The organism is Serratia sp. H1w (assembly GCF_000633355.1).
GTDB lineage: Bacteria > Pseudomonadota > Gammaproteobacteria > Enterobacterales > Enterobacteriaceae > Chania.
Genome location: NZ_AYMQ01000059.1, coordinates 1 through 20,016, shown reverse-complemented (window position 1 = coordinate 20,016; position 20,016 = coordinate 1). Strand labels below are relative to the sequence as shown.

22 protein-coding genes are annotated in these 20,016 nt (G+C 55.1%); all 22 read left to right on the top strand.

The features are described from left to right. Position 1: 1 nt before the first annotated feature. The 22 genes from U869_RS0114990 (at position 2) to U869_RS0114885 (ending at position 19,965) form a co-directional block, all read left to right on the top strand. Complete coding sequence (locus U869_RS0114990; protein WP_025121743.1) at positions 2–559, top strand: phage protein Gp27 family protein; 558 nt, start codon at positions 2–4, stop codon at positions 557–559. After that, positions 559–2,265 carry a hypothetical protein gene (locus tag U869_RS0114985; protein ID WP_025121742.1) on the top strand — a complete coding sequence of 569 codons (1,707 nt, stop codon included), beginning with the start codon at positions 559–561 and terminating at the stop codon, positions 2,263–2,265. Before U869_RS0114990 ends, U869_RS0114985 begins: the two co-directional genes overlap by 1 nt. After that, positions 2,262–3,773 (top strand): DUF935 domain-containing protein, encoded by a 1,512-nt coding sequence (locus U869_RS0114980; protein WP_025121741.1) that lies wholly within the window; start codon positions 2,262–2,264, stop codon positions 3,771–3,773. Before U869_RS0114985 ends, U869_RS0114980 begins: the two co-directional genes overlap by 4 nt. Next, positions 3,763–5,025 carry a PBECR2 nuclease fold domain-containing protein gene (locus U869_RS0114975; protein WP_025121740.1) on the top strand — a complete coding sequence of 421 codons (1,263 nt, stop codon included), beginning with the start codon at positions 3,763–3,765 and terminating at the stop codon, positions 5,023–5,025. Before U869_RS0114980 ends, U869_RS0114975 begins: the two co-directional genes overlap by 11 nt. Beyond that, complete coding sequence (locus U869_RS0114970) at positions 5,025–5,588, top strand: phage virion morphogenesis protein (RefSeq protein WP_025121739.1); 564 nt, start codon at positions 5,025–5,027, stop codon at positions 5,586–5,588. The genes U869_RS0114975 and U869_RS0114970 overlap by 1 nt, the downstream gene beginning before the upstream one ends. 232 nt (positions 5,589–5,820) lie before the next feature. Continuing rightward, complete coding sequence (locus tag U869_RS0114965; RefSeq protein ID WP_029987803.1) at positions 5,821–6,957, top strand: hypothetical protein; 1,137 nt, start codon at positions 5,821–5,823, stop codon at positions 6,955–6,957. Further along, a complete protein-coding gene (locus tag U869_RS0114960) occupies positions 6,954–7,316 on the top strand; it encodes a hypothetical protein (protein WP_025121737.1) in 363 nt (120 codons plus the stop codon). Before U869_RS0114965 ends, U869_RS0114960 begins: the two co-directional genes overlap by 4 nt. Positions 7,317–7,348: 32 nt before the next feature. Beyond that, positions 7,349–8,287: a hypothetical protein gene (locus U869_RS0114955; protein ID WP_025121736.1), complete on the top strand. Its 939-nt coding sequence runs from the start codon at positions 7,349–7,351 to the stop codon at positions 8,285–8,287. Positions 8,288–8,292: 5 nt separating this feature from the next. After that, positions 8,293–8,514: a hypothetical protein gene (locus U869_RS0114950; protein WP_029987802.1), complete on the top strand. Its 222-nt coding sequence runs from the start codon at positions 8,293–8,295 to the stop codon at positions 8,512–8,514. An 11-nt stretch (positions 8,515–8,525) separates the two neighbouring features. Next, positions 8,526–9,050: a gp436 family protein gene (locus U869_RS0114945; RefSeq protein WP_025121734.1), complete on the top strand. Its 525-nt coding sequence runs from the start codon at positions 8,526–8,528 to the stop codon at positions 9,048–9,050. Next, on the top strand, positions 9,047–9,493 hold the full coding sequence (locus U869_RS0114940) for a hypothetical protein (protein WP_025121733.1): 447 nt from the start codon (positions 9,047–9,049) through the stop codon (positions 9,491–9,493). Before U869_RS0114945 ends, U869_RS0114940 begins: the two co-directional genes overlap by 4 nt. Beyond that, positions 9,481–9,690, top strand: a complete 210-nt coding sequence (locus tag U869_RS0114935) for a hypothetical protein (protein ID WP_025121732.1) — start codon at positions 9,481–9,483, stop codon at positions 9,688–9,690. The genes U869_RS0114940 and U869_RS0114935 overlap by 13 nt, the downstream gene beginning before the upstream one ends. Further along, positions 9,677–10,438: a hypothetical protein gene (locus tag U869_RS0114930; RefSeq protein WP_025121731.1), complete on the top strand. Its 762-nt coding sequence runs from the start codon at positions 9,677–9,679 to the stop codon at positions 10,436–10,438. The genes U869_RS0114935 and U869_RS0114930 overlap by 14 nt, the downstream gene beginning before the upstream one ends. Then, positions 10,435–10,902: a DUF6631 family protein gene (locus U869_RS0114925; RefSeq protein WP_369795074.1), complete on the top strand. Its 468-nt coding sequence runs from the start codon at positions 10,435–10,437 to the stop codon at positions 10,900–10,902. The genes U869_RS0114930 and U869_RS0114925 overlap by 4 nt, the downstream gene beginning before the upstream one ends. A 53-nt stretch (positions 10,903–10,955) precedes the next feature. Next, entirely contained in the window at positions 10,956–11,081 is a 126-nt protein-coding gene (locus U869_RS32780; RefSeq protein WP_255329588.1) for a hypothetical protein, read from the top strand. A 37-nt stretch (positions 11,082–11,118) separates the two neighbouring features. Beyond that, on the top strand, positions 11,119–14,400 hold the full coding sequence (locus U869_RS0114915) for a phage tail length tape measure family protein (protein ID WP_025121729.1): 3,282 nt from the start codon (positions 11,119–11,121) through the stop codon (positions 14,398–14,400). Beyond that, positions 14,400–15,593 carry a hypothetical protein gene (locus U869_RS0114910; RefSeq protein WP_025121728.1) on the top strand — a complete coding sequence of 398 codons (1,194 nt, stop codon included), beginning with the start codon at positions 14,400–14,402 and terminating at the stop codon, positions 15,591–15,593. The genes U869_RS0114915 and U869_RS0114910 overlap by 1 nt, the downstream gene beginning before the upstream one ends. After that, positions 15,574–16,386, top strand: coding sequence for a phage BR0599 family protein (locus tag U869_RS0114905; protein WP_025121727.1), 813 nt, complete (start codon positions 15,574–15,576; stop codon positions 16,384–16,386). The genes U869_RS0114910 and U869_RS0114905 overlap by 20 nt, the downstream gene beginning before the upstream one ends. Positions 16,387–16,396: 10 nt before the next feature. After that, on the top strand, positions 16,397–16,630 hold the full coding sequence (locus tag U869_RS0114900) for a hypothetical protein (protein WP_025121726.1): 234 nt from the start codon (positions 16,397–16,399) through the stop codon (positions 16,628–16,630). Between the two features lie 10 nt (positions 16,631–16,640). Then, positions 16,641–16,847, top strand: a complete 207-nt coding sequence (locus U869_RS0114895) for a hypothetical protein (protein WP_025121725.1) — start codon at positions 16,641–16,643, stop codon at positions 16,845–16,847. Next, the gene (locus U869_RS0114890) at positions 16,847–19,141 is read left to right on the top strand and encodes a phage tail protein (protein WP_025121724.1); all 2,295 of its coding nucleotides are present in this window, start codon (positions 16,847–16,849) and stop codon (positions 19,139–19,141) included. The genes U869_RS0114895 and U869_RS0114890 overlap by 1 nt, the downstream gene beginning before the upstream one ends. Then, complete coding sequence (locus U869_RS0114885) at positions 19,138–19,965, top strand: hypothetical protein (RefSeq protein ID WP_025121723.1); 828 nt, start codon at positions 19,138–19,140, stop codon at positions 19,963–19,965. Before U869_RS0114890 ends, U869_RS0114885 begins: the two co-directional genes overlap by 4 nt. Positions 19,966–20,016: the final 51 nt, after the last annotated feature.

Genomic DNA, 20,016 nt, shown 5'->3' with positions numbered 1-20,016 from the left:
GATGGGCCGTAAATCCACCATTCACAAGTTGCCCACTGATGCCAGGGAACATATCGACAAGCTGATGCGTGATAACAGCATGACCTTGGCCGAGATGCTGGCCGACATCTGTGAACATTTCCCTGATGCCGCCGCCGAACTCAGTACCAGTACCCTTTGGCGCTATAAGAAAGCCGGTGGTTTTGAAGAGTTCATGAACCAGATGCAGCGCCAACAACAAGCGGCCCGTATGGCCGTCAGCGCCCTGGGCGAGAACCCGGACGACAAGGCCGGTACGCTGCTGGTGCAATCGGTGATGACGCTGGTGCAGTCTGCAGCGTTCGCGGCCCAGGGTGACACCCCGGACACGGAAGAAGTGCTGCAACTCTCCATGGCCATGAAGAACACCCTGCAGGGGAGCAAGCTGAGTCGTGAAGAGCGTTCAGCCGTGATCCGCGAGGCCCGCGAGCAGCAGCTGCGTGAGCAGGAAGCCAATCTGAAGGAAGTGGCTACCGCTCAAGGGATGTCGGATTCACAACTCCAGTTCTGGCGCGAGAAAGTCTTGGGGATCAGAAGCTGATGGCCAAACAACCTGCACCCTCATCTACAGTCAAACCCATCAGCTCGACGGTACGGGTGGTTGAATGGGAAGACTTACCGCCCTCGGTACGTGAAATTCCTGAAGATTTTTCGGCCACGATTGATACCGTGTTGATGAAGCATCAGGTGGAATGGTGCCAAACGCGCGCTTCTATTGTTGTTGCTGCCAAGGGTCGCCGAACCGGCATCACGTTTGGTGAGGCGTTGTATGACACCACGTTGGCTGCTGCGCGAAAATCAGCGGGCGGTACCAACATCTATTACATCGGGGATACGAAAGAAAAGGGACTGGAATTTATCGGCTATTGTGCCCATTTTGCGCGGGTGATCGTTGAGGCCCAGAATGAAGGCGTCAGCCAGATAGAAGAGTTTCTCTTCGAAGACCAGGACGAATCTGGCCGTATCAAACATATCGCCGCTTACCGCATTCGCTTCTCCTCCCGCTTTCAGATCGTGGCGCTGTCATCCAATCCTGCCAACATTCGTGGTTTGCAGGGTCTGGTGGTCATTGATGAAGCGGCATTCCATGCCAACGTCCAGGGTGTACTGGATGCTGCAACGGCCCTGCTGATCTGGGGCGGACAAATCCGTGTCATTTCTACCCATAATGGCAAAGCGAACGCCTTCAATCAGTTGGTTAATGATATTGAGGCGGGCCGTTATGGTGAGGATGCCAAGGTCTTTCGGGTGTCTTTTGATGATGCTGTCGAGAATGGCCTCTATGAGCGCAAGTGCGTCATGAAAGGTGAAGCACCTACTGCGGAAGGTAAAGCCCTTTGGTACAGCCGTATCCGCAATGCCTATGGCCCGCGCAAGGCAGCAATGCGTGAGGAACTGGACGTGATCCCCCGGGATGGTAACGGGGTGTGTATTCCTGGTGTGTGGATCGAGCGGGCTATGCCGGAAGAGCGCCCGGTCATACGTCTTGCCCTGGATGATGACTTTATTAATATGAGCGAGGGAGAGCGCGAATCTTGGGGTAATGCCTGGATTGAGGAGAACCTTGCCCCTGTCATGGCCACACTCGACCCTGCGCTGCGGCATGTGTTCGGCATGGATTTTGCCCGACACCGCCACTTCTCGGTGATCTGGCCCATCGCTATCACCCAAAACTTACGCCGCGTGGTGCCGTTCGCTCTTGAGTTGAACAACGTGCCTTCCGGCCTTCAGCAACAGATCCTGTTCTGGTTTATCGACCATTTGCCGCGCCAATCTGGGGGCGCTATCGATGCGACTGGCCCTGGCATGGTGTTGGCCGAGTACACCGCAGACCGCTATGGCAGGCCGCGTATCGCTGAGATCAGCCTGAACCGGGCATGGTACGGTGTGTGGATGCCGAAGTTCACTGGGCTGTTTGAAGACAACATGATTGACCTGCCGCGTGACGAGAACATTGCCCAGGACTTGCGGACGGTGGAAACCATCGACGGTATACCGATGGTGTCAAAGCTGGAGAAAAAAGACCTGAAGGACGCTGAACTGGTGCGGCACGGTGACTCGGCCATCGCCGGTTGCCTGGGAAACTACGCCACGTTAAATCTGGCTGTCGAGATTGAATTCCAGTCTACCGGAGCGCGTGACATCTTCCGGGTGTTGTCAGGCTATGGCTCAAGTCACGGTGGCGAATTTACGGAGACCGGCTTCGGTACCGTGCGTGGCAGTAATGATTTTGGAGGGTTTATATGAGTCTGTTGGGGAAGCTTAAAGGTGCGTTTAAACGCCCTGTGCTGGGTCAGGAAATTGCCACTACTGGCGATGGCCGTGATATTACACGCCCCTGGGTCGGTTCCCTGGCCTTGGCCGATGACAGTGTGCTGATGAATCGGGGCGCGCCAGACCTAAAAATCTACCGTGAAGTGCTGAGTGATGATGAGGTCAAATCCGCGTTCACTCAGCGCCAGGATGCGCTGATCTCCCGCGAGATCAAGGTGGATGCCGGTGGGGATCGTCCGATTGATATCGAAGCTGCAGATGCCATGCAACGCCAGATTGATGCACTGGGCTTTGACCGTATCACCCGGCTCATGCACTACGGTGTGTTTTACGGTTACGCGGTGTCTGAGCTGATTTATGGAACTCGCGACAACCTGCTATGGATCGATGAGGTCAAGGTTAGAGACCGCAGACGGTTTCGTTTTACGCCCAAGGGCGAACTGCGGTTGCTGACGCCGGGCAACATGTTCACCGGAGAACCTTGCCCTGCGCCTTATTTCTGGTCATTCGCGACCGGGGCCGACCATGATGATGAACCGTATGGCCTTGGCCTGGCCCACTGGTTGTACTGGCCCACCTTCTTCAAACGTAATGACATCAAGTTCTGGCTGATCTTCCTGGACAAGTTCGGTATGCCCACGGTTGCCGGTAAACATCCACCAGGGGCAACACCAGAGCAAAAACGCGATTTGCTGGCACTGACCCGCGCCATATCTACCGACAGTGGTGTTGTCATGCCTGAAGGTATGGCCCTTGAAATGTTGTCTGCGTCACGTTCTGGTGCGGCGGATTATGAATCCATGTACAAAGCGATGAATGAAGCCATCCGGCGCGTGGTTGTCGGGCAGATCTCCAGTTCTGGCGGAGCCTCAAAAGGGATCGGCGGCGATGAGTCCTTGCAGGCTGGTATTCTGGCCAGCATTGCAAAATCCGATGGCGATGTGATTTGTGAGTCCTGGAACCGTGGCCCCGCCACCTGGCTGACTGAACTTAATTTCCCTGGTGCAGCCGTTCCCCAGGTATCCCGCGTCTTTGATGAGCCGGAAGACCTGAAGTCCCGCGCCGAACGTGACAAGTTAGTCTCTGATACCACCGGCTATCGCCCAACGTTGGCTGAGGTGAAAGACACCTATGGCGGCGATTGGGAGCCAAAGCCAACCAGTGATACACCGCCAGTGGCACCAGTAGCCCTAGCAAGCAGCAAGCCAAGCGAATTCGCCGAGCATAGCCACCCAGAGGATGCACCCGCTGCGATGGCCATCCGTCTGAACAGTGAATTGACTCCGGTCACCGATGGGTGGATGCAGCAGTTGCAGGAACTGGTCAACAATGTGGACTCCCTAGAAGCCTTGCGGGATGGCCTGGATAAATTGGTGCCGGACATGACGCTCGAACGGTATGCCGAGGTGTTGGCACAGGCGATGTCCGCAGCAGCACTGGCGGGTCGCTATGAGTTACTGGAGGCAGTCAATGGCCGGTAACGTTGGCTATGGTTCGCTGCCATTCAGCGAGCAGATTGCCTTTTTCCAGCGCAAGCTCAATACCAAAACCGACGCCTGGACAGATGTCTACGGTGCAGCCCATGACCATGAGTTTATGGTGGCCGGGGCCAATCGTGATGACCTGTTGGCCGACCTGCGCAAGGCGGTAGAAAGGGCAATTACCGAAGGTCGAACGCTACAGGATTTCCGTAAAGACTTTTCAGGTATCGTCGCGCGTTACGGCTGGAGCTATAACGGCGGGTTTGAGTGGCGTACCCGCGTGATTTATGAGACCAATCTGCGCAGCAGCTACATGGCCGGACGCTTTCAGCAGCTGATGGCCATGCGCGAAACGTATCCCTATTGGGAGTATGTTCATAGTGATGTGGTCGAGGAACCCCGTGAGGAGCACCTCGCCTGGAACGGCATGATCTTGCGGTGGGACGACCCGTGGTGGGTAACTCATTTCCCGATCAACGCCTGGGGGTGCCAGTGTAGCGTTATCGCCCGTACCGAGGATGACCTACGGCGCATGGGCAAGTCAGGCCCGGACACCGCGCCGCCGATCAAATGGGTTGAGCGCACGATTGGCCAGCGCAGCCCCGGTGGCCCGCGCACTGTTTTGGTACCTGAAGGCATTGATCCAGGGTTTGAACATACGCCTGGCCGCAGCCGTAACTTTAGTGGCCAGGTACCGCCACCGCGTGGTGGTCGCCCGTTGCCCCCAGAGCATCTTCCGCCTTTAGATCCTTTACCCACCGCGCCTTCGCCTATTTCCCCTCCTGACCCATTGCCAGAGCCGCAACCGGTAACGCAGCCAGACTGGGAGGGCAACGCCATTGAGGAGTTTCTTGGGTCGTTTAAGGCGTCGTTCACACGTGCAGCCGCTTTTCTCGATGCTGTTGGCCAGCGCCTGGCGATAGGCTTGGGCATGTTTTGGGGCAATGACGGTAACCCGGCTGACTATGCCGAGTCAGCTTCGTTTGATACAGCCACCGCATTGCCGCTGATTGCTCAGGCAATCCAAACCCCTGACGAGATTTGGGTGCAGATAGTCTGGCTGGCCGACGTGCAACTGGCCGTCGTTCGTCGCCGTTATCTGGCCCGTTTCCAGGTAAGTGGTCAGGCAGAACCGGTGGCGGTGGTGTTCGAAGTGGGCCGTGATGGTTGGGCAGGTAACGTGTCAACGTCTGATGCGATGCTGCAGTCATTGCGCCAGGGCGTGAGACTCTATCAACGGGAGGTAAACTGATGGCCGGTGCAACACTGACGTTTAATTATCAAGATGCGTTATCCACTCTGCTGGCCACTCATGCAGCATTAAGCGATCCGACACCACTATTGTCAGACATGGGCGAGAAGCTGCTGGAGTTTCACCAGCAGCGGTTCCGTGACCAAACGGCTCCCGATGGTACGCCGTGGGCTCCCTTATCGGCACGGTACAAAAAGCGTAAGCGCAAGAACCAGGACAAAATCCTCACGCTGGATGGTCCACTGCGTAATACCTTGCGTTGGCAAATCGCCGCGCAGGAGCTGCTGTTCGGCACTGACCGACCTTATGGCGCCATTCACCAGTTTGGCGGGACGATTGAGATGCCAGCACGCAGTCAGCAGGCGTACTATCAACAGGATCGTATTGCTGCTGGTGACAACCGGTTTGTCCGTAAATCAAAATCAGACTTTGCACAGTGGCATACGCTCCCTGCTTACAAAATCACTATACCTGCCAGGGAATGGTTGGGAGTCTCGGCCCAGGAAGGGGATCGCCTGGTCGAACTGGCCAGAAACTACCTGCAGCGTTCACTAAAACAGTAATCGCCACCAACGCGCCGTAGTGACTTCTATCAGCCTGAGTGGCATGATGGGGCCAATGTGAACACCAAGCCGTATTACAATACGTTCTAATACGGCTCTCGGTGATGTTCCACCCTCCTGAATGATCCCACTGTCGTTATTCCCCCTGTCGGTAATTTAGTCCGAGGATAAATTACCGTTTGTACCGCCCTCGTTACGATGTCGCCATCTACAGTGATGGACGATAACCGAAATGCAAAAATCCACTACTACCTCTACCGCTACACTCGCTGTCTTTGCACCCGGTACCCACACCGCAATGGACGGACGCTCTGTCATGTTCACGCTGGATGATTGCATTGATCTGGCCAGCAGTTACGACCCTGCGCTTTCTGAAGCACCGTTTGTGATCGGGCATCCGAAGCTCACCGCACCGGCTTATGGCTGGGCTGCTCGTTTTGAAGTACGTGATGGCCTGGTCTACACCGAACCCAAGCAGGTCAACGCTGACTTTGCTGAAGCCTTCAATGCTGGCAGCTTCAAGAAGCGCAGTCTTTCCCTCTATTTGCCAGATTCACCAGGCAACCCCAAACCCGGTCATTACTACCCGCGCCATGTCGGTTTTCTCGGCGCAACGCCTCCGGCTATCAAAGGTCTGCCGGATGTGTCGTTCTCTGAGGCTGACGCCCCGCTGGAGTTTGCCATTCCCTGGGAAACCGAGCTGCTGACCGACATGTTCCGGGGCTTGCGTGACTACCTGGTTGAAAAGGAAGGCGCGGAAAAAGCCGACCAGATTTTACCCCAATGGCGCATCAAATCGGTTGAGGAGCTTGCTGCTCGCGCCGCAGAAGATGCGCAAATCTCACCACTGGCGTATGCCGAGGAGTCCAATGTGTCAAAAATCGATCCGAGTGCATCCAGTGCAGCAGTTGATCTCGCTGCACGGCAGGCTGACCTCGATGCCCGAGAAGAAAGGATCAAACTTAAAGAAAAGCAGGATCAGGACGCAGCCGCAGCAAAACGCCGCACTGACATTACCTCATTTGCCGATGGCCTGGTCACAGCGGGTCAACTGCTGCCACGCCAAAAAAACACGGTAGTGGAGCTGCTTGTCAGCTTGGCCAACGAGCCAATTTCATTTGCCGATGGCTCAACCACCGTTAGCAAAACGCCGGAAGAGTTGCTGCGTTCGGTGCTGAGCGAAAAGCCCAAGCTGCTCGATTTCAGTGAGAAGTCGGGTCAAGAGCCTGAAGGCGACGCGCTGGATTTTGCCGACAGTCATGCTTTGGCTGATGCCGCTCAGAACTATCAGGATGAGCAAGCCAAAAAAGGTCGCAACATCTCTGTGACTGAAGCGATGGCCCACGTTAAAGGGGGAGCCAAGAAATGAATATTCCAGGATTAACCATTGCACGTCGTGCTGAAGGTGCCATCGCGTCTTACAGCATCGTCACGCGCAGCGCCACCGATGAAAGCCTGATCACTCAGGCCATCGATGGCAGCAAATTACTGTTGGGCATCACAACCATTATCGACAGCGATGATGGCCGTCCAACTGACCATATCAAGTCTGGGCTGGCTGATGTGCGCTATGGCGGTGTTGTGACCGTCGATGCACCACTGACAGCGGATGCGGATGGTAATGCTGTTGTGGCTAGCAGCGGGGACTACATCATCGGGTATGCCGAAGTGCCGGGTGATGAAGGTGAGATCGGGTCTGTCTGGATCGTGCCAGGCGTAGTGGCATAACCCCGTTATTAACAAGTTTGGAGACTGAAACAATGAGTACATTTGCACCTTTCCCCGTTGACGCTGAGTTAACGGCCATCACCATTGCGTATCGCAACCGCCGATTGATTGCGGATGAAGTATTACCTCGTGTCCCAGTGAGTACTCAGGCGTTCAAATACACCAAGTTTGATCTGGCTGAAGGATTCACTGTCCCTGACACATTGGTAGGCCGTACTTCACAGCCTAACCAGGTGGAGTTCACAGGGAAGGAAGTCACGGATGCGACAGAAGACAACGCCCTGGATGCGCCCGTTCCCCAGGCGGACATTGAGAATGCCAAAAACAAACCGAACTTTAACCCATTGGGACGTGCTGTTGAGCAAACTACAAACCTGATCGCCCTGGGCCGTGAAGTGAGAACCTCCAAATTGGTTTTCAACCGCAACAGTTACGACACCAAAAATCGCACGGTTCTTACTGGCACAGACCAATGGAGCCACCCTGATGCCGATCCTGCCGCACAGATCACTGATGCGCTGGACTCTGTGATCATGCGCCCAAATCTCGGCATTCTTGGGCGTCGTGTAGCAACGCTCCTGTGTCGCCATCCTGCCATTGTTAAAGCCTACCACGGTACGTTGGGTGACAAAGGCATGGTGCCGCTGCCGTTCCTGGCCGATCTATTGGAAATGGAAAAAATCCTGATCGGTGAAGCCTTTGTTAGTACTGCTCCAAGGGGCAAGAACCCCAATATCATTCGCGCCTGGGGCAACCATGCTGCCTTTATCTACCGCGATACTCTGGCAGACACCTCTGGTGGTACGACATTTGGCTTTACTGCCGAATGGGGCAACCGTATCTCGGGTTCCGAGTTTGACGGCAAAATTGGTATGCGTGGTGGCCAAATGGTGCGCGTCGGCGAGTCACTTAAAGAGCTTGTGGCGGCAAAAGATCTGGGCTTCTTCTTCGAAAACGCAATTGCAGAGTGAAAACCATGCAAGTTATCAAAGCCCAAAGCTCCCACCGCCAGTTCACCGATGCCGAGCTGGCGGCGATGGAGGAACTCACCGACTTGGGCAACCTGGTCGGTGATTACCTGGATGGCCTGGCCGAGAACCCGGATATCGATCCGCGCTGGTTGGCCATCGCCCGTACCAACTTGCAACAGGGTTTCATGGCAGCAAAACGCGCTGTAGCCAAACCCGCCGTATTTTGAGGAAGCGTGTCATGACAACGGCCTGGTATGTAACGCTCGCGCACCTTGCAGAACGGCCTGGTGCGGTCGAACTCTCTCAAACGACCCAGCAAGCAGGAAAGCCTCCTGCCCGCCCGGAGCTTCTGGATGCGCTATTACGCGGTGAAGACACCAGCCCTTGGCCACCGGCTGAGGTCGAGGTTGCTCTGGCCGCCGTTGAGCGCATCGGAGAAGCGGTTGAGAAAGCGCAGTCGCTGATTGATGGCTTTCTCCGCCAGCGTGGCCACCGCCTGCCGTTGACAGTTATCCCGCCGATCCTCTCTGGGTGGGCATTGGATATCACCCGCTATCGGCTCCATGCTCATCGCATTACTGATGAGAAGACTGACCCCATTGTGCGTGACTATCGCGATGCATTGAGGCTGTTGAGGGATGTCGTCAAGGGGGATTACAGCTTGGGGATCGAAGATCCACTGCCTGCGGCTGGGGGCGGCCCAAACATTACCGGCCCTGGTCGCACCTTCAGCATGGACTCCTTGCGGGACTTCGGCAAATGAGTAGCGCCCCGTTTGATATCAACCTGGTCGTTGAGCGGTTGCGGGCGATTGACCCACAACCCTTCAGCCAGGTCGGCACCATTGTGGAGTACGGCAAAGTCACCGACCTATCAGGTTTTGCGATGCCAGGCGCTTATGTCCTGATGGGGCCGGAACGGGGTACCCCTGGCAACGGTAGTCGTGCCCAAGTTGCAGAAGCGGTTATCGGCGTAGCGATTTCAGTTCGCAACTATGGCCAGGGAGCCGAGGGGTTGACGCATCAGGTTAACCCGCTAATCAGTACCGTGCGTGAACATTTGATTGGCTGGGTACCCAACAAGTTTTGCACCACCGGCATTCAATGGGTGAAGGGCGATGTGTTGGATTATGACGCTGGAACCCTGGTCTGGATGGATGTCTTTATGGTGAACCACGTTATCGGGGGCATGAGATGCAAAAAGTAACACTGAGTGGGCCACATACCCATCAGGGGAAGCCCGTTACGGCGGGTGACACCATCGATGTCAGTGACGAAGAAGCCAAGTGGCTTGAACGGCGCGGACGTATTGCACCACCTGCAGTGAGCCACAGCCCCATCGTGACCGCACCGCAGACAGGCAAAAAAGCAAAGCAGGAGAACGACGATCATGTCGCAGATTGAAACCTATCAATACAACCAGGGCAAGGTCTACCTCGCCCGCCGTGACGCTTACGGCAAGCCACTGGCCTGGCGCTGGATCGGCGATGTGTCTGTACTCTCACTGGCTCTGTCAGTGGAGAACCTGTCCCACAAAGAGTCTTACTCTGGGCAGCGCATGACCGTTCGTCGTTTCCCCATCAGCAAAGACGGCACAGTGAGCATGACCTGGCATGAGTTCTCTGCCGATAACCTGGCGCTGGTGTTTTACGGTGAACGAGTGGTGATCCCTGCCGGTACGGTCACGGGGGAACCGTTGCCTGCCGGGGTTGAGGCGGGGAGCCGTGTCACGTTGGAACATCAAAACGTCAGCGATGTAGAAATCGGGACTCTGGAACCGGGTATAGATTTCGAGATTGACGTCCTGTATGGCGCGATTGATTTCCTGAAGACGCCAGCCCCCGCTGCATTGCCATTGACCGTCAACTATTCCTATGCCGGGAGCACTAATACCGAGATGTTTACCCAACAACCCGAGCCACTTGCGCTGCGGTTCGACGGTATCAACCTGGCTGAAGGGGGGGCGGCGGTCATTCAGATCCTGCACAAAGTGGTCTTTGACCCGGCAGCGGCGCTGGCGATGATCAACAGCGATACCTCACTGGCGGGGCTGGAAACAACGGCGGGTGTGCTGTTCGATACCAACCGCCCTGCTGACCCGGTACTCAGCCGCTTTGGTCGCATCATCCATGTTGCGGAGCCTGCAGAATGAGCCGGAAAACCAAAAGACCGAGGGGGCCAGCAGCAAAACCTGTGGCGGTAGTACCTGATGCCAGTGATGACGTGTCAATTCTGCTGCCCAACATTGATGTAACCATCGCTGGCACGCACTTGACCGTGCGCGAGTTCACGCTGGACGATTCGCTTGCCATGCATGTCGAACTGAAGCCCATCATTACCAGCCTGGCGGAGGTGATGCAGTCCGAGTATCCGGGGTTTGAGGCCGTGATGGATGTTCTGGCACAGCATGCACATTCGTTACCGCTGTTATTGGCCCGCAGTTGTGACCAGCCATCTGAATGGGTACGCGGTCTGCCCGCCAGTGAGGGCTCGACGCTGATCGATGTGTTCTGGACGGCGAATCGGCGTTTTTTTATGAGTGCTGCCATTCGGCAAGTAACGATCCGGGCCGCACTAAAGAAACCGTTGGATTTGGCAGAGTCTTCGCCACGCTGATCCGCGCAGGCCACAACCCGGATAGGCTCGCCCACTACACCTATCGCCAGTTGATGCTGTATTACCGGGAGGCGTTGCATCTGGATAACCAGGACAGCATCGCCCGGATACTGGATGTCTATGCCGGGTCTGAGGGTGGCAAGGATGCCAACACACGTATCAACGCCCTGAAAAAGTAACTCAGGGCAATTCTCTTCCTTTATATAGGGTGCTGTCATGGCCGCTGGAAACTCTACCCTCAATCTTGCGTTACGTATTACCGCTGATATGGCTGAGGCCAAGCAAAGCCTTGAAGCACTGGCGGGTGAAATTAAGGCAACAGGGGAAAACGCAGCAACCAGCAATCAGCAACTGCAATCGACAGTTGTAGCCCAGAACGCTGCAGCGGAAGCTGCCCGCCAACAGGCGCAATCACAGCAAACACTGAACAGCGAACTGAGTACCTCGGCGTCTCAATCACAGCGCGCGGCCCGTAGCTCTGAAGAGGTTACCGCTGCCTGGAATGCGCAAAGTGCGCGTGGCCATGAGTTGTACCAGCAGGAACAGAAGGTCGCACAGGCTGAAGAAGCCGCAGCAAAAGCCGCTGAGGGCCATGCCAAAGAAGTCGACAAGCTGAAGAAAGACCTGGACAACCTGCTGGGCAGTATTGATCCCGTCACGAAAGCGTTCGCCAAGCTGGATGCGCAAGAAGAGAAACTGCGTAAGTCCTATAAATCTGGCCTGATTGATACCGGTTCGTTTGATGACTATCTGGCTAAGATACAGGCTCAACGTGATGCGTTAGGGGAAATTTCTGATAACCCATCGGCAAACGCACCAGGCATGACCGGTGCGTTGCGTGAGTTGTCAGAGCTGATCCGTGAGATCACTTCTGGTGACTGGCAATCCACGCTTGATGGTCTCGACTATTTTGGGACTCGCTTGCGGGCTTTGCCTGCACTCATCACCCCCGTTAGATTGGGGCTTGGTCTCACGGCTGGGGCCGTGGTCGGTGTAGCAGCGGCTATCTACTCAGTAATGGACGACCAGGACAGGTTCAATTCCAGCATTCAGCAGACAGGCAACTATGCCGGGGTTACCGCTGGCCAACTGGAGTTGATGGCGCAGGCCGGTGGTGATATGACCGGCGACTACAGCCAGATGCGCGATATCCTCAATGGCCTGGTCAGTAGTGGCAAGTTTACCAGTGAAACGTTGGAGTCAGTCGCACAAGCGGCATCAGTGATGGCCGAACTCACTGGCCAATCAGCTGATCAGGTGGTTTCCGAGTTCGTCAGGATGACCGACAGTGCTTCTGACTGGGCCAGGAACAGCAGCGAGCAATACCACTGGTTAGACTCTGAAACCTATCAGCGTATCCGTTCACTAGAGGAACAGGGCCGCACTGAAGATGCTATCGAACTCGCCTCCCAAAAATACAAAGAGGCCGCATCTGATCGTTTGGTCGACCTTGAGACGAAATTGAATTGGGTGGCAGCAGGCTGGAAAAACGTTAAAGACCGCATGAATGAGGCAATCCAAACTGCAAAAGGCCAAGTATCAGGCGCGTTGGGTTTGGATTCAGAATATGAAGCTCGTGCGAAGGAAATCAAGGAGCTCAGAGCAAGGATCGCGGCTGCGGGCAGTGAGATGGAAATTGCTGCTCGTGGGCAGCAATATGCTGAGTCATTGACCCCTTTTAAAGAACGTTTGGCACTTTTAGAGAAGAAGCAAGTCGCTGAAGAGAAAATCACTAAAGAAAAAGCCAAGCAGCAGAAGATTGAAGATGATGCCATCGCTGCATCGGATGCGATGAAACGCACCTGGGACAACAACAAGTCAGAGACCGACAAAGAAGCCGAGGCGCTGGACAACCTCCAGAAAAAATATCAGAAAATGTGGGCTTCTGAAGGCACTCGCGAGGGGCCAGGCGGTTTGCGAGACCGAGGTGTTACGTCTACTGACGGTATCAACTTCTCGGGCGGCCAGTGGGATATTGATGCCAAAGCCTTGGATAAATCAGGGCAAAAAGCCAAACAGTACAATGAGCAGCTCCAGCGCCAGTTAGATCTCAAAACTGCCAATACCAATGCGGCCAAGGTCGAGTATGAAATCGAACATGGGTTGTTAAAAAACGCGACGGAAGAAGCCCAAAGCGATGCTCGCGTTCGTGCTGAATTGTTGGATGAAGAAGAGGCGCGGCAAAAAGCCCTTAAAGCCAGTGTTGCGTCTACCAAGCAATCCTTTGCCGAAAACCAGCGGTTTGTTGACCAACTGGTAAAGCAGGCGACCAAACGTACAGAGGGTGCGGCAGCTCTCCGGGCAGAAGAGATCGCCACCCGCAATTTAACGGCAGCACAACGTGAAGCGGCTGAAACGGCGAACGCCGCTATCAATGCCCGTGAGTTTGCGACCCAGAACGTTCAACTGCAGCTTGAATATATGCGGGCTACCGGCGACACGGCGGGAGCCAGTTTGCTGCAGGCCAAAGAAAAGTTTGCCGAGTTACGTACCGAGTTCGAGGCCAGCGGTAACACCGAAGGGCTGAGTTGGCTCGACAAGCTGTTGCCGGTCACCGAAACAAAAATTCGTGTCGATGACATGAAAAAGCAGCTCGACGATCTGTTCACCTACCAAGCCCAGCAAGAAACCAGTATCCAGGCGCAAGTCCAAGGTGGTTTGCTGTCCGAGCTACAGGGACGTCAACGGCTGATCGAGTTGCATCAAGAAGTTGGCGACAAGGTGAAAGCCTACCTGCCGCAACTGAAAGAAATGGCCGATCTACCTGGTGAAGCGGGCGAGAAAATCCGCGAGATGATCCGCCAGTTGGAAGATCAACTCGGCAAGCTCAACCAGGCCGGTAATGAACTGACAGTTGCATTCCGTGATGGTCTGCAAAGCGGTATCGAAAGTTCCCTGCTCGGGTTGGCCAAAGGTACCATGAGCCTCTCCGATGCCGTGCGTAATTTAGCGATGAGCATCGTTGACAGCATGGCTAAAATCGCCGCGCAGCAGTTGGCTCAAATGGCTACATCCAGCCTTATAGGGTCATCGGGCGGTATGGGGGGCATGATCGGTACGTTGTTTGCCGCCGACGGTGGCCATATTCAAGGGGCCGGTACCTCAACCAGTGATTCCATCCCGGCGATGCTCTCAAACAACGAGTTCGTGACGCGAGCCGCTGTGGTGCAACAGCAAGGCGCATTGGATTTCCTGCATGACTTCAACCGTCACGGCATGGCGGCATTGGAAGGCTGGATGCCGCGAGTTCGCCATTCCACTGGCGGCCTTGCTGGTATTCCAGCGCCTGTAGCTGCTGCACCGATGTCGCTGCCGGAAACTAAAGCGGCTAGCCCGGCGGCTACCGTGCCTGAGCAACCACTTTTCCAGCAAACATTGGTCTTTAATGCTGGTGATGCGATGTCTGCCGGATTTAATAGCCTGAGCGGTAAACGTGCAGCCATGACATTCCTCCAGGCTAACGCCCCTACGATCCGTCAAATGATGGGGATGAAGTGATGAGCCGTTTACCCTGGTTGGCCGAGCCGAACTGGCAAGGTGGCATCACTGAAACGCTGGAGTGGAAGACCGACGTTCTGCCATCACCTACGGGTGCAGAGCAACGGATTGCCCGCCGTCTCTCTCCCCGGCGCATCTTTGAGTTCAGTATCCTGGTTGGTAACAACGACAAGCAGCGGTTTGAAAATGCCCTGTTCATTGCCGGTGCTGCCGAGTGGGCCATGCCGGTATTCGCCGATGTGGCCGTGCTGGATGTCGATCACCCAGCCGGTGCTACCTATATTACCGTTCCTACCGTGGGCCGTGATTTTACCGTTGGCGGTTCGGTGTTGCTGATGTCTGGTCTGGGTCTGTCAGCTGACGTTGGCCTGGCGATCGTTACCGGCATTTCAATGTCAGCGATCACCCTGGCTACACCGCTGCCGGTGACCTGGCCAGCAGGGTCTTGTGTGTATCCATTGCGCCCTGCAGTGCTCACCGACCCGCCGTCACTGACCCGGCACACCGACAGTCTGTTCTCGGCTCAGATCCGTTTCCGGGTGACCGAGCATAACGCCAACAGCGACAGCATCCAGGCATTACCCGTTTACCGTAATCATCCGGTGCTGGAACCGACCTCAGACTGGAACGAGCCGGTTACCGGTCAATACCTGCGACTGTTGCAAGAACTGGACAACGGCTCCGGTATTCCCGTTCGCACGGACACCGCCCGTCGTGCTTTCACGTTGATGAACCACCACTGGGTATCCGTCGGGCGTGAGAAACAGGCAGCACTGCGCCGGTTGTTCTACTTCCTGCGTGGCCGTCAGCGGGCAATCTGGGTATCCAGCGGCAGCAACGACTTTACCCCGGCCTCTGGGCTGGCGAACGGCATGATTGAGGTCGAGTATGCGGCGTTCGCCGAGCTTGGTGTGGTCAATGGCCGTTGTGATCTGCGTATTGAGCTGGCTGACGGCACCTGTCTCTATCGCCGGATCACCGGTGTGGCCATCATCAACTATGGCGTCGAGCGCCTAGCGCTCGACGGTGCCCACATCACTGTCGCCATGGAGCAAATCGTTTCCATCTCTTACCTGACGCTGTGTCGCCAGGAGTCCGACTCAGTTGCCTGGCAACACGTCACCGATGCCGATGGCCTAGCCACCGTTTCAACCACATTCAGGGGGATCAGAGATGAGCTGGAATCAGTTTGAGTATTCAACCGCCGATGGCCGTCCCGTTACGCTCTATGAGTTTATCCGGGGCAATGTGGTGTTTTACCGCTACACCAATGCTGACCGTGATATCGAGGTCGGTGGCCATATTTGGACGCAAACCGCCATCAGCGACAACGGCTTGAGCGCCGGTAGTGGCAACAGCCTGGACATTACCGCTCCGGTCGACAATGCAGTGGTGCAACTGTTCCGGGGCATCCCGCCCAGCAGCCCGCTGCGCATCCGCATTCACCGTTTTCATATTGATGATACGGCTGCTGAGTTCCGCACCGTCTGGGTGGGTACGGTTAAAGAAGTGAAACGCGAAGCCATTGATCGCGCCCGCATGTTGACGTCCAGCCTGGCGAGCACATTCAACCAGGTTGGGTTACGTCTGACCTGGAACCGAGCCTGTCCTTATGCCCTTTACGACCATAACTGCAAAGTCAATCAACAACAGTTCGCCGTTGGCGCAACCATCCAGGCGCTGGACGGTGCCGGTGTGACCGTCAATTTGCCTGGCGGACTGGCTGAAGACCATTTCTCAGGGGGCTATATCGAGTGGATTGTCGATGGGGTCATTGAGCGGCGTGGAATGAAAGCGCAAAACGGCAACCAGATAGGGCTGCTTGGCGGCACAGTGGGATTGTCCGTTGGTCAGGCGGTGACGTTGTACCCCGGTTGCAACCGCACAATCGACGTCTGTGCAGCCAAGTTCGCCAATCACCTGAATTACGGCGGGACACCCCACATGCCAGGCAAAAGCCCTTACACCATTATCAAACTGTTCTGAGGAGGTAACTATGTGGTTTGCAGTCGCCAAGTTCGTGGCCACCCTCGTGGCGTCATACCTGATTAGCCGAGCCTTGGCTCCGAAACCCAAGAACACCACGCCAGAAGCTGCCACGGAAGATGACTGGGAAATGCCACAGCCAACAGAGGGAACCCCACAGTGCGTTTTTTTCGGCGATTGCTGGACAGAAGACTGGTTCGTTCTCGGTTATGGCAACTATCGCTATGACGCCATTCGCAAATAAGGAGCACAACATGCTGATCACGATGGAACACATTCGCGCTGCTGGCGGTTGTGCCTGGGGGCTTCGTTCGTTCTTCACCCGCTATAACCTCGATGTCGAAGCGTTTATCGCTAACGGAGGCATTGAGTCAGACCTTCTTATGGCCACCGGCGATGCACTGGCGATACGCGTTGTTGAACAGGCACAAGCAGCGGCAGATAACGGAGACGCAAAATAATGGGTGGCAGCAAAGGTGGTGGCGGCAAGGTTACGGTTGGATACCGCTATTCCTGGGATATCCACGCGGGTCTTGGGCGTGGGCCAATCAATGAGATTGTCGCTATTACTGCGGATAAAAAGACCGTGTTTGCAGGTTATGAAGGGCAGCTTTCCAGTAGCACCTCCATATTTATCGATAAGCCGAACCTGTTTGGCGGTGACGACACAGGCGGTGAAGGTGGCATTCAAGGGATATTCGAAGTCGCGATGGGGGAAGCCGACCAGGTACCGACCCCGAATGTCCTGAAGCTCTTATCCGGTCTGGTTCCGGGGTTTCGTGGCATGGTCACTACCTTCTTCAGTGGGTTGATCAGTTGCTACAGCGCCAGCCCAAAGCCCTGGGCTTATCGTAATCGCCGAACGACTAAAGGGTGGGATCGCGATATCGTCTGGTACCCAGAAAAGTGCCTGATACGTCTTGAGAACACGCAGGCTCAGATTGATGGCCAGGACGAAATGACACAGGATGTTATCGCTAATCTACGGGCTATCCATGCGATGAACCCGGCGCATATATTGGTTGAATGCGCGACCAATCGCGACTGGGGCCGAGGGTTGTTGCTGAATGAAGATCTCGACCTGGACAGCTACCGTTATGCTGCTGACCAACTCTATGCCGAAGGGTTTGGTTTGTGTTTTCGCTACAATCGCCAGGACAGCCTGGACACATTCGTCCAGCAGATGCTGGACCATATCGGTGCAGCCCAGTACGGTGACCTGTCCACGGGGAAGACGACGCTGAAACTCATCCGCGATGACTACAACCCGGATGACCTACCCTTGTTTACCTATGACAACGGCATCATCGCCGTGCAGGACGATGACAGCACCAGTTCGGATACTGCCGCTAATGAAATCACGGTGACCTATCATGACCCGGTCACCAATTCAGACGGCGAAGTCCGGGCGCAAAACTTGGGTTCCATCCAGTCTGTAGGACTTATCAGCAGCAGCGTTGAGTACAAGGCCATCCCGACGCATGACCTCGCGGCCAGGGTCGCACAGCGCGATCTGGAGGTAGGTTCTGCCGGGATAACTCGCCTGGTTATTCAGTTTGACCGGCGCGGTGGCCAACTAACACCGGCAAGCTGTTTTCGGGTGTCGCTGCCCGACCGTAACATCGTCAATATGGTGCTGCGCGTCAGCAAGATTGACGAGGCCGACACTGGGGCATTGACCATCACGGCGGTGCAGGATGTATTCGGGCTTCCGGCCACATCCTACAGCAGCGGCCAGCAAGGCAGTGGTTGGACACCGCCAGATAAAACCGCAGTACCGGTCACCGATATGCAGTTGGTCGAGCTGCCGTATTTCAGCCTGGCGGCAACACTGAGTGCTGCTGACCTGTCGTTCGTCAGTCCAGAAGCGTGTTATCTGGGGGTGATGGCCACCGCGCCGACGTCGTTCTCAGTCAACTATCATCTGCAGTCTCGCGCTGCCGGTGCTGAGTTTGCCGATCGGGGCCGTGGCGACTGGACAGCCACCGCCGTATTGCTGTCTGAGGCAGGCCCCTTGGACACAGAACTGCATGTTTCAATGACGTTCCCGCCCGCTATTGGCAGCGGAGTCATCATTGATAATGAGGTTGTCCGCGTTGACGCCGTTGACCTGGCCACTGGCAAACTGATCGTTGGCCGTGGCTGTGCAGATACCTTACCGCGCCAGCATGCTGCCAACTCACGTCTGCGGTACTTGGGGAGTGTTGTCGAAACCGATGGCCAAGAATACATGCCTGGCGAATCGGTCGACGTGCGCCTGCTAACTCGAACCAGTATTGCCACATTGGATGTCTCGCTAGCGCCAATATCCAGTGTACAGATGAACCAACGCCAGTTTCGTCCCTATATACCCGGCGATATTCGGGTGAACGGCATCAGCTACCCTTCAGTCGTTGAGCGGGCAAGTATCTACGTACTTTCGTATGCGCACCGTGACCGTGTATTACAGGCAGATCGGTTATTTGATTGTACTGAAGGAAGCATTGGTCCTGAGCCTGGCGTGGCATACACCATTACGCTCACTCACCAGGACTCGTCAGAGGTCGTTTGGTCATTGGAGACAACAGAAGAGAGCGTTGAACTGCCGTATGAGTCAGCCGGTATTATTACCATCGGTGCTGCTGTGCATATCCTGACGCTCAGTAGTACACGAGATGGCATAGAATCGCTGTATCGTTACCAGGCTATTCTCCCGCGTGGCTGGTATATTCCCGTCGTTCCGATTGAGCCGCCAGAGCCAGAGGACGAGCCATGAATGAAACGTACTATTATGGCCAGGGTAAAGTGTATTTAGCCCGCAGGCTCAACGATGGCTCCTCATTAAATTGGCGCTGGGCCGGTGATGTTTCCGAACTCACTATCTCTTTGGTAGTTGACCGCAAAACTACAAAACAGTCTTTTGGTGGTCAACTGGCGGTATCCCAGTACCATATTATCGAGCAATCAGGCTCAGTGAGTGCTGTTTGGCATGAGCATAGTCCAGAAAATCTTTCCGTAATATTGCAAGGTAACGTTGTTGCAGCTGAGGGTGGCCGTTGGACTGAAGTATTAACCAATGTTGTTGCAGGAGGGCGTTATTCATTACGCTATCCAAATATTCGCCGTCTGGTGATTGATGGGTTGAAAGTCGATGTTGACTACACCGTTGATACACTATTTGGAACCATAGAGTTTTTGATGACTCCTGTCGTGCAGCCTGTATCCGTGTTTTATACCTATGCAGGGAATGTCAATACGGCTCTGTATACGAAGAAACCAGAGCAATTGGCGTTGCGCTATGAGGGTATCAATCTGGCCGAAAACAGCATACCAGTATTGGTTGAGCTCTATAAGCTTGAGTTTGACCCAATTTCGTCAATGGCACTGATTAATAACAGCACATCGTTAGCAGGACTGGAAACAAATGCTGTTTTAATGTTGGACTCAACCAGAGCCGCGGATGATGAATTAGGCAGGTTTGGTCGAGTAACCAGCATCGCGCCAGTAGAAGCTACAGTGACAACACAAACAGAGATTATTTATAATACCGCCTCGTTAAATGGCGAGATAATTACTATTTATCCAAAACCGAAAGAGTGAGATAGCAGTTATGGGTACTCAACATTATTCAATTCTGACGACGGTCGGTGA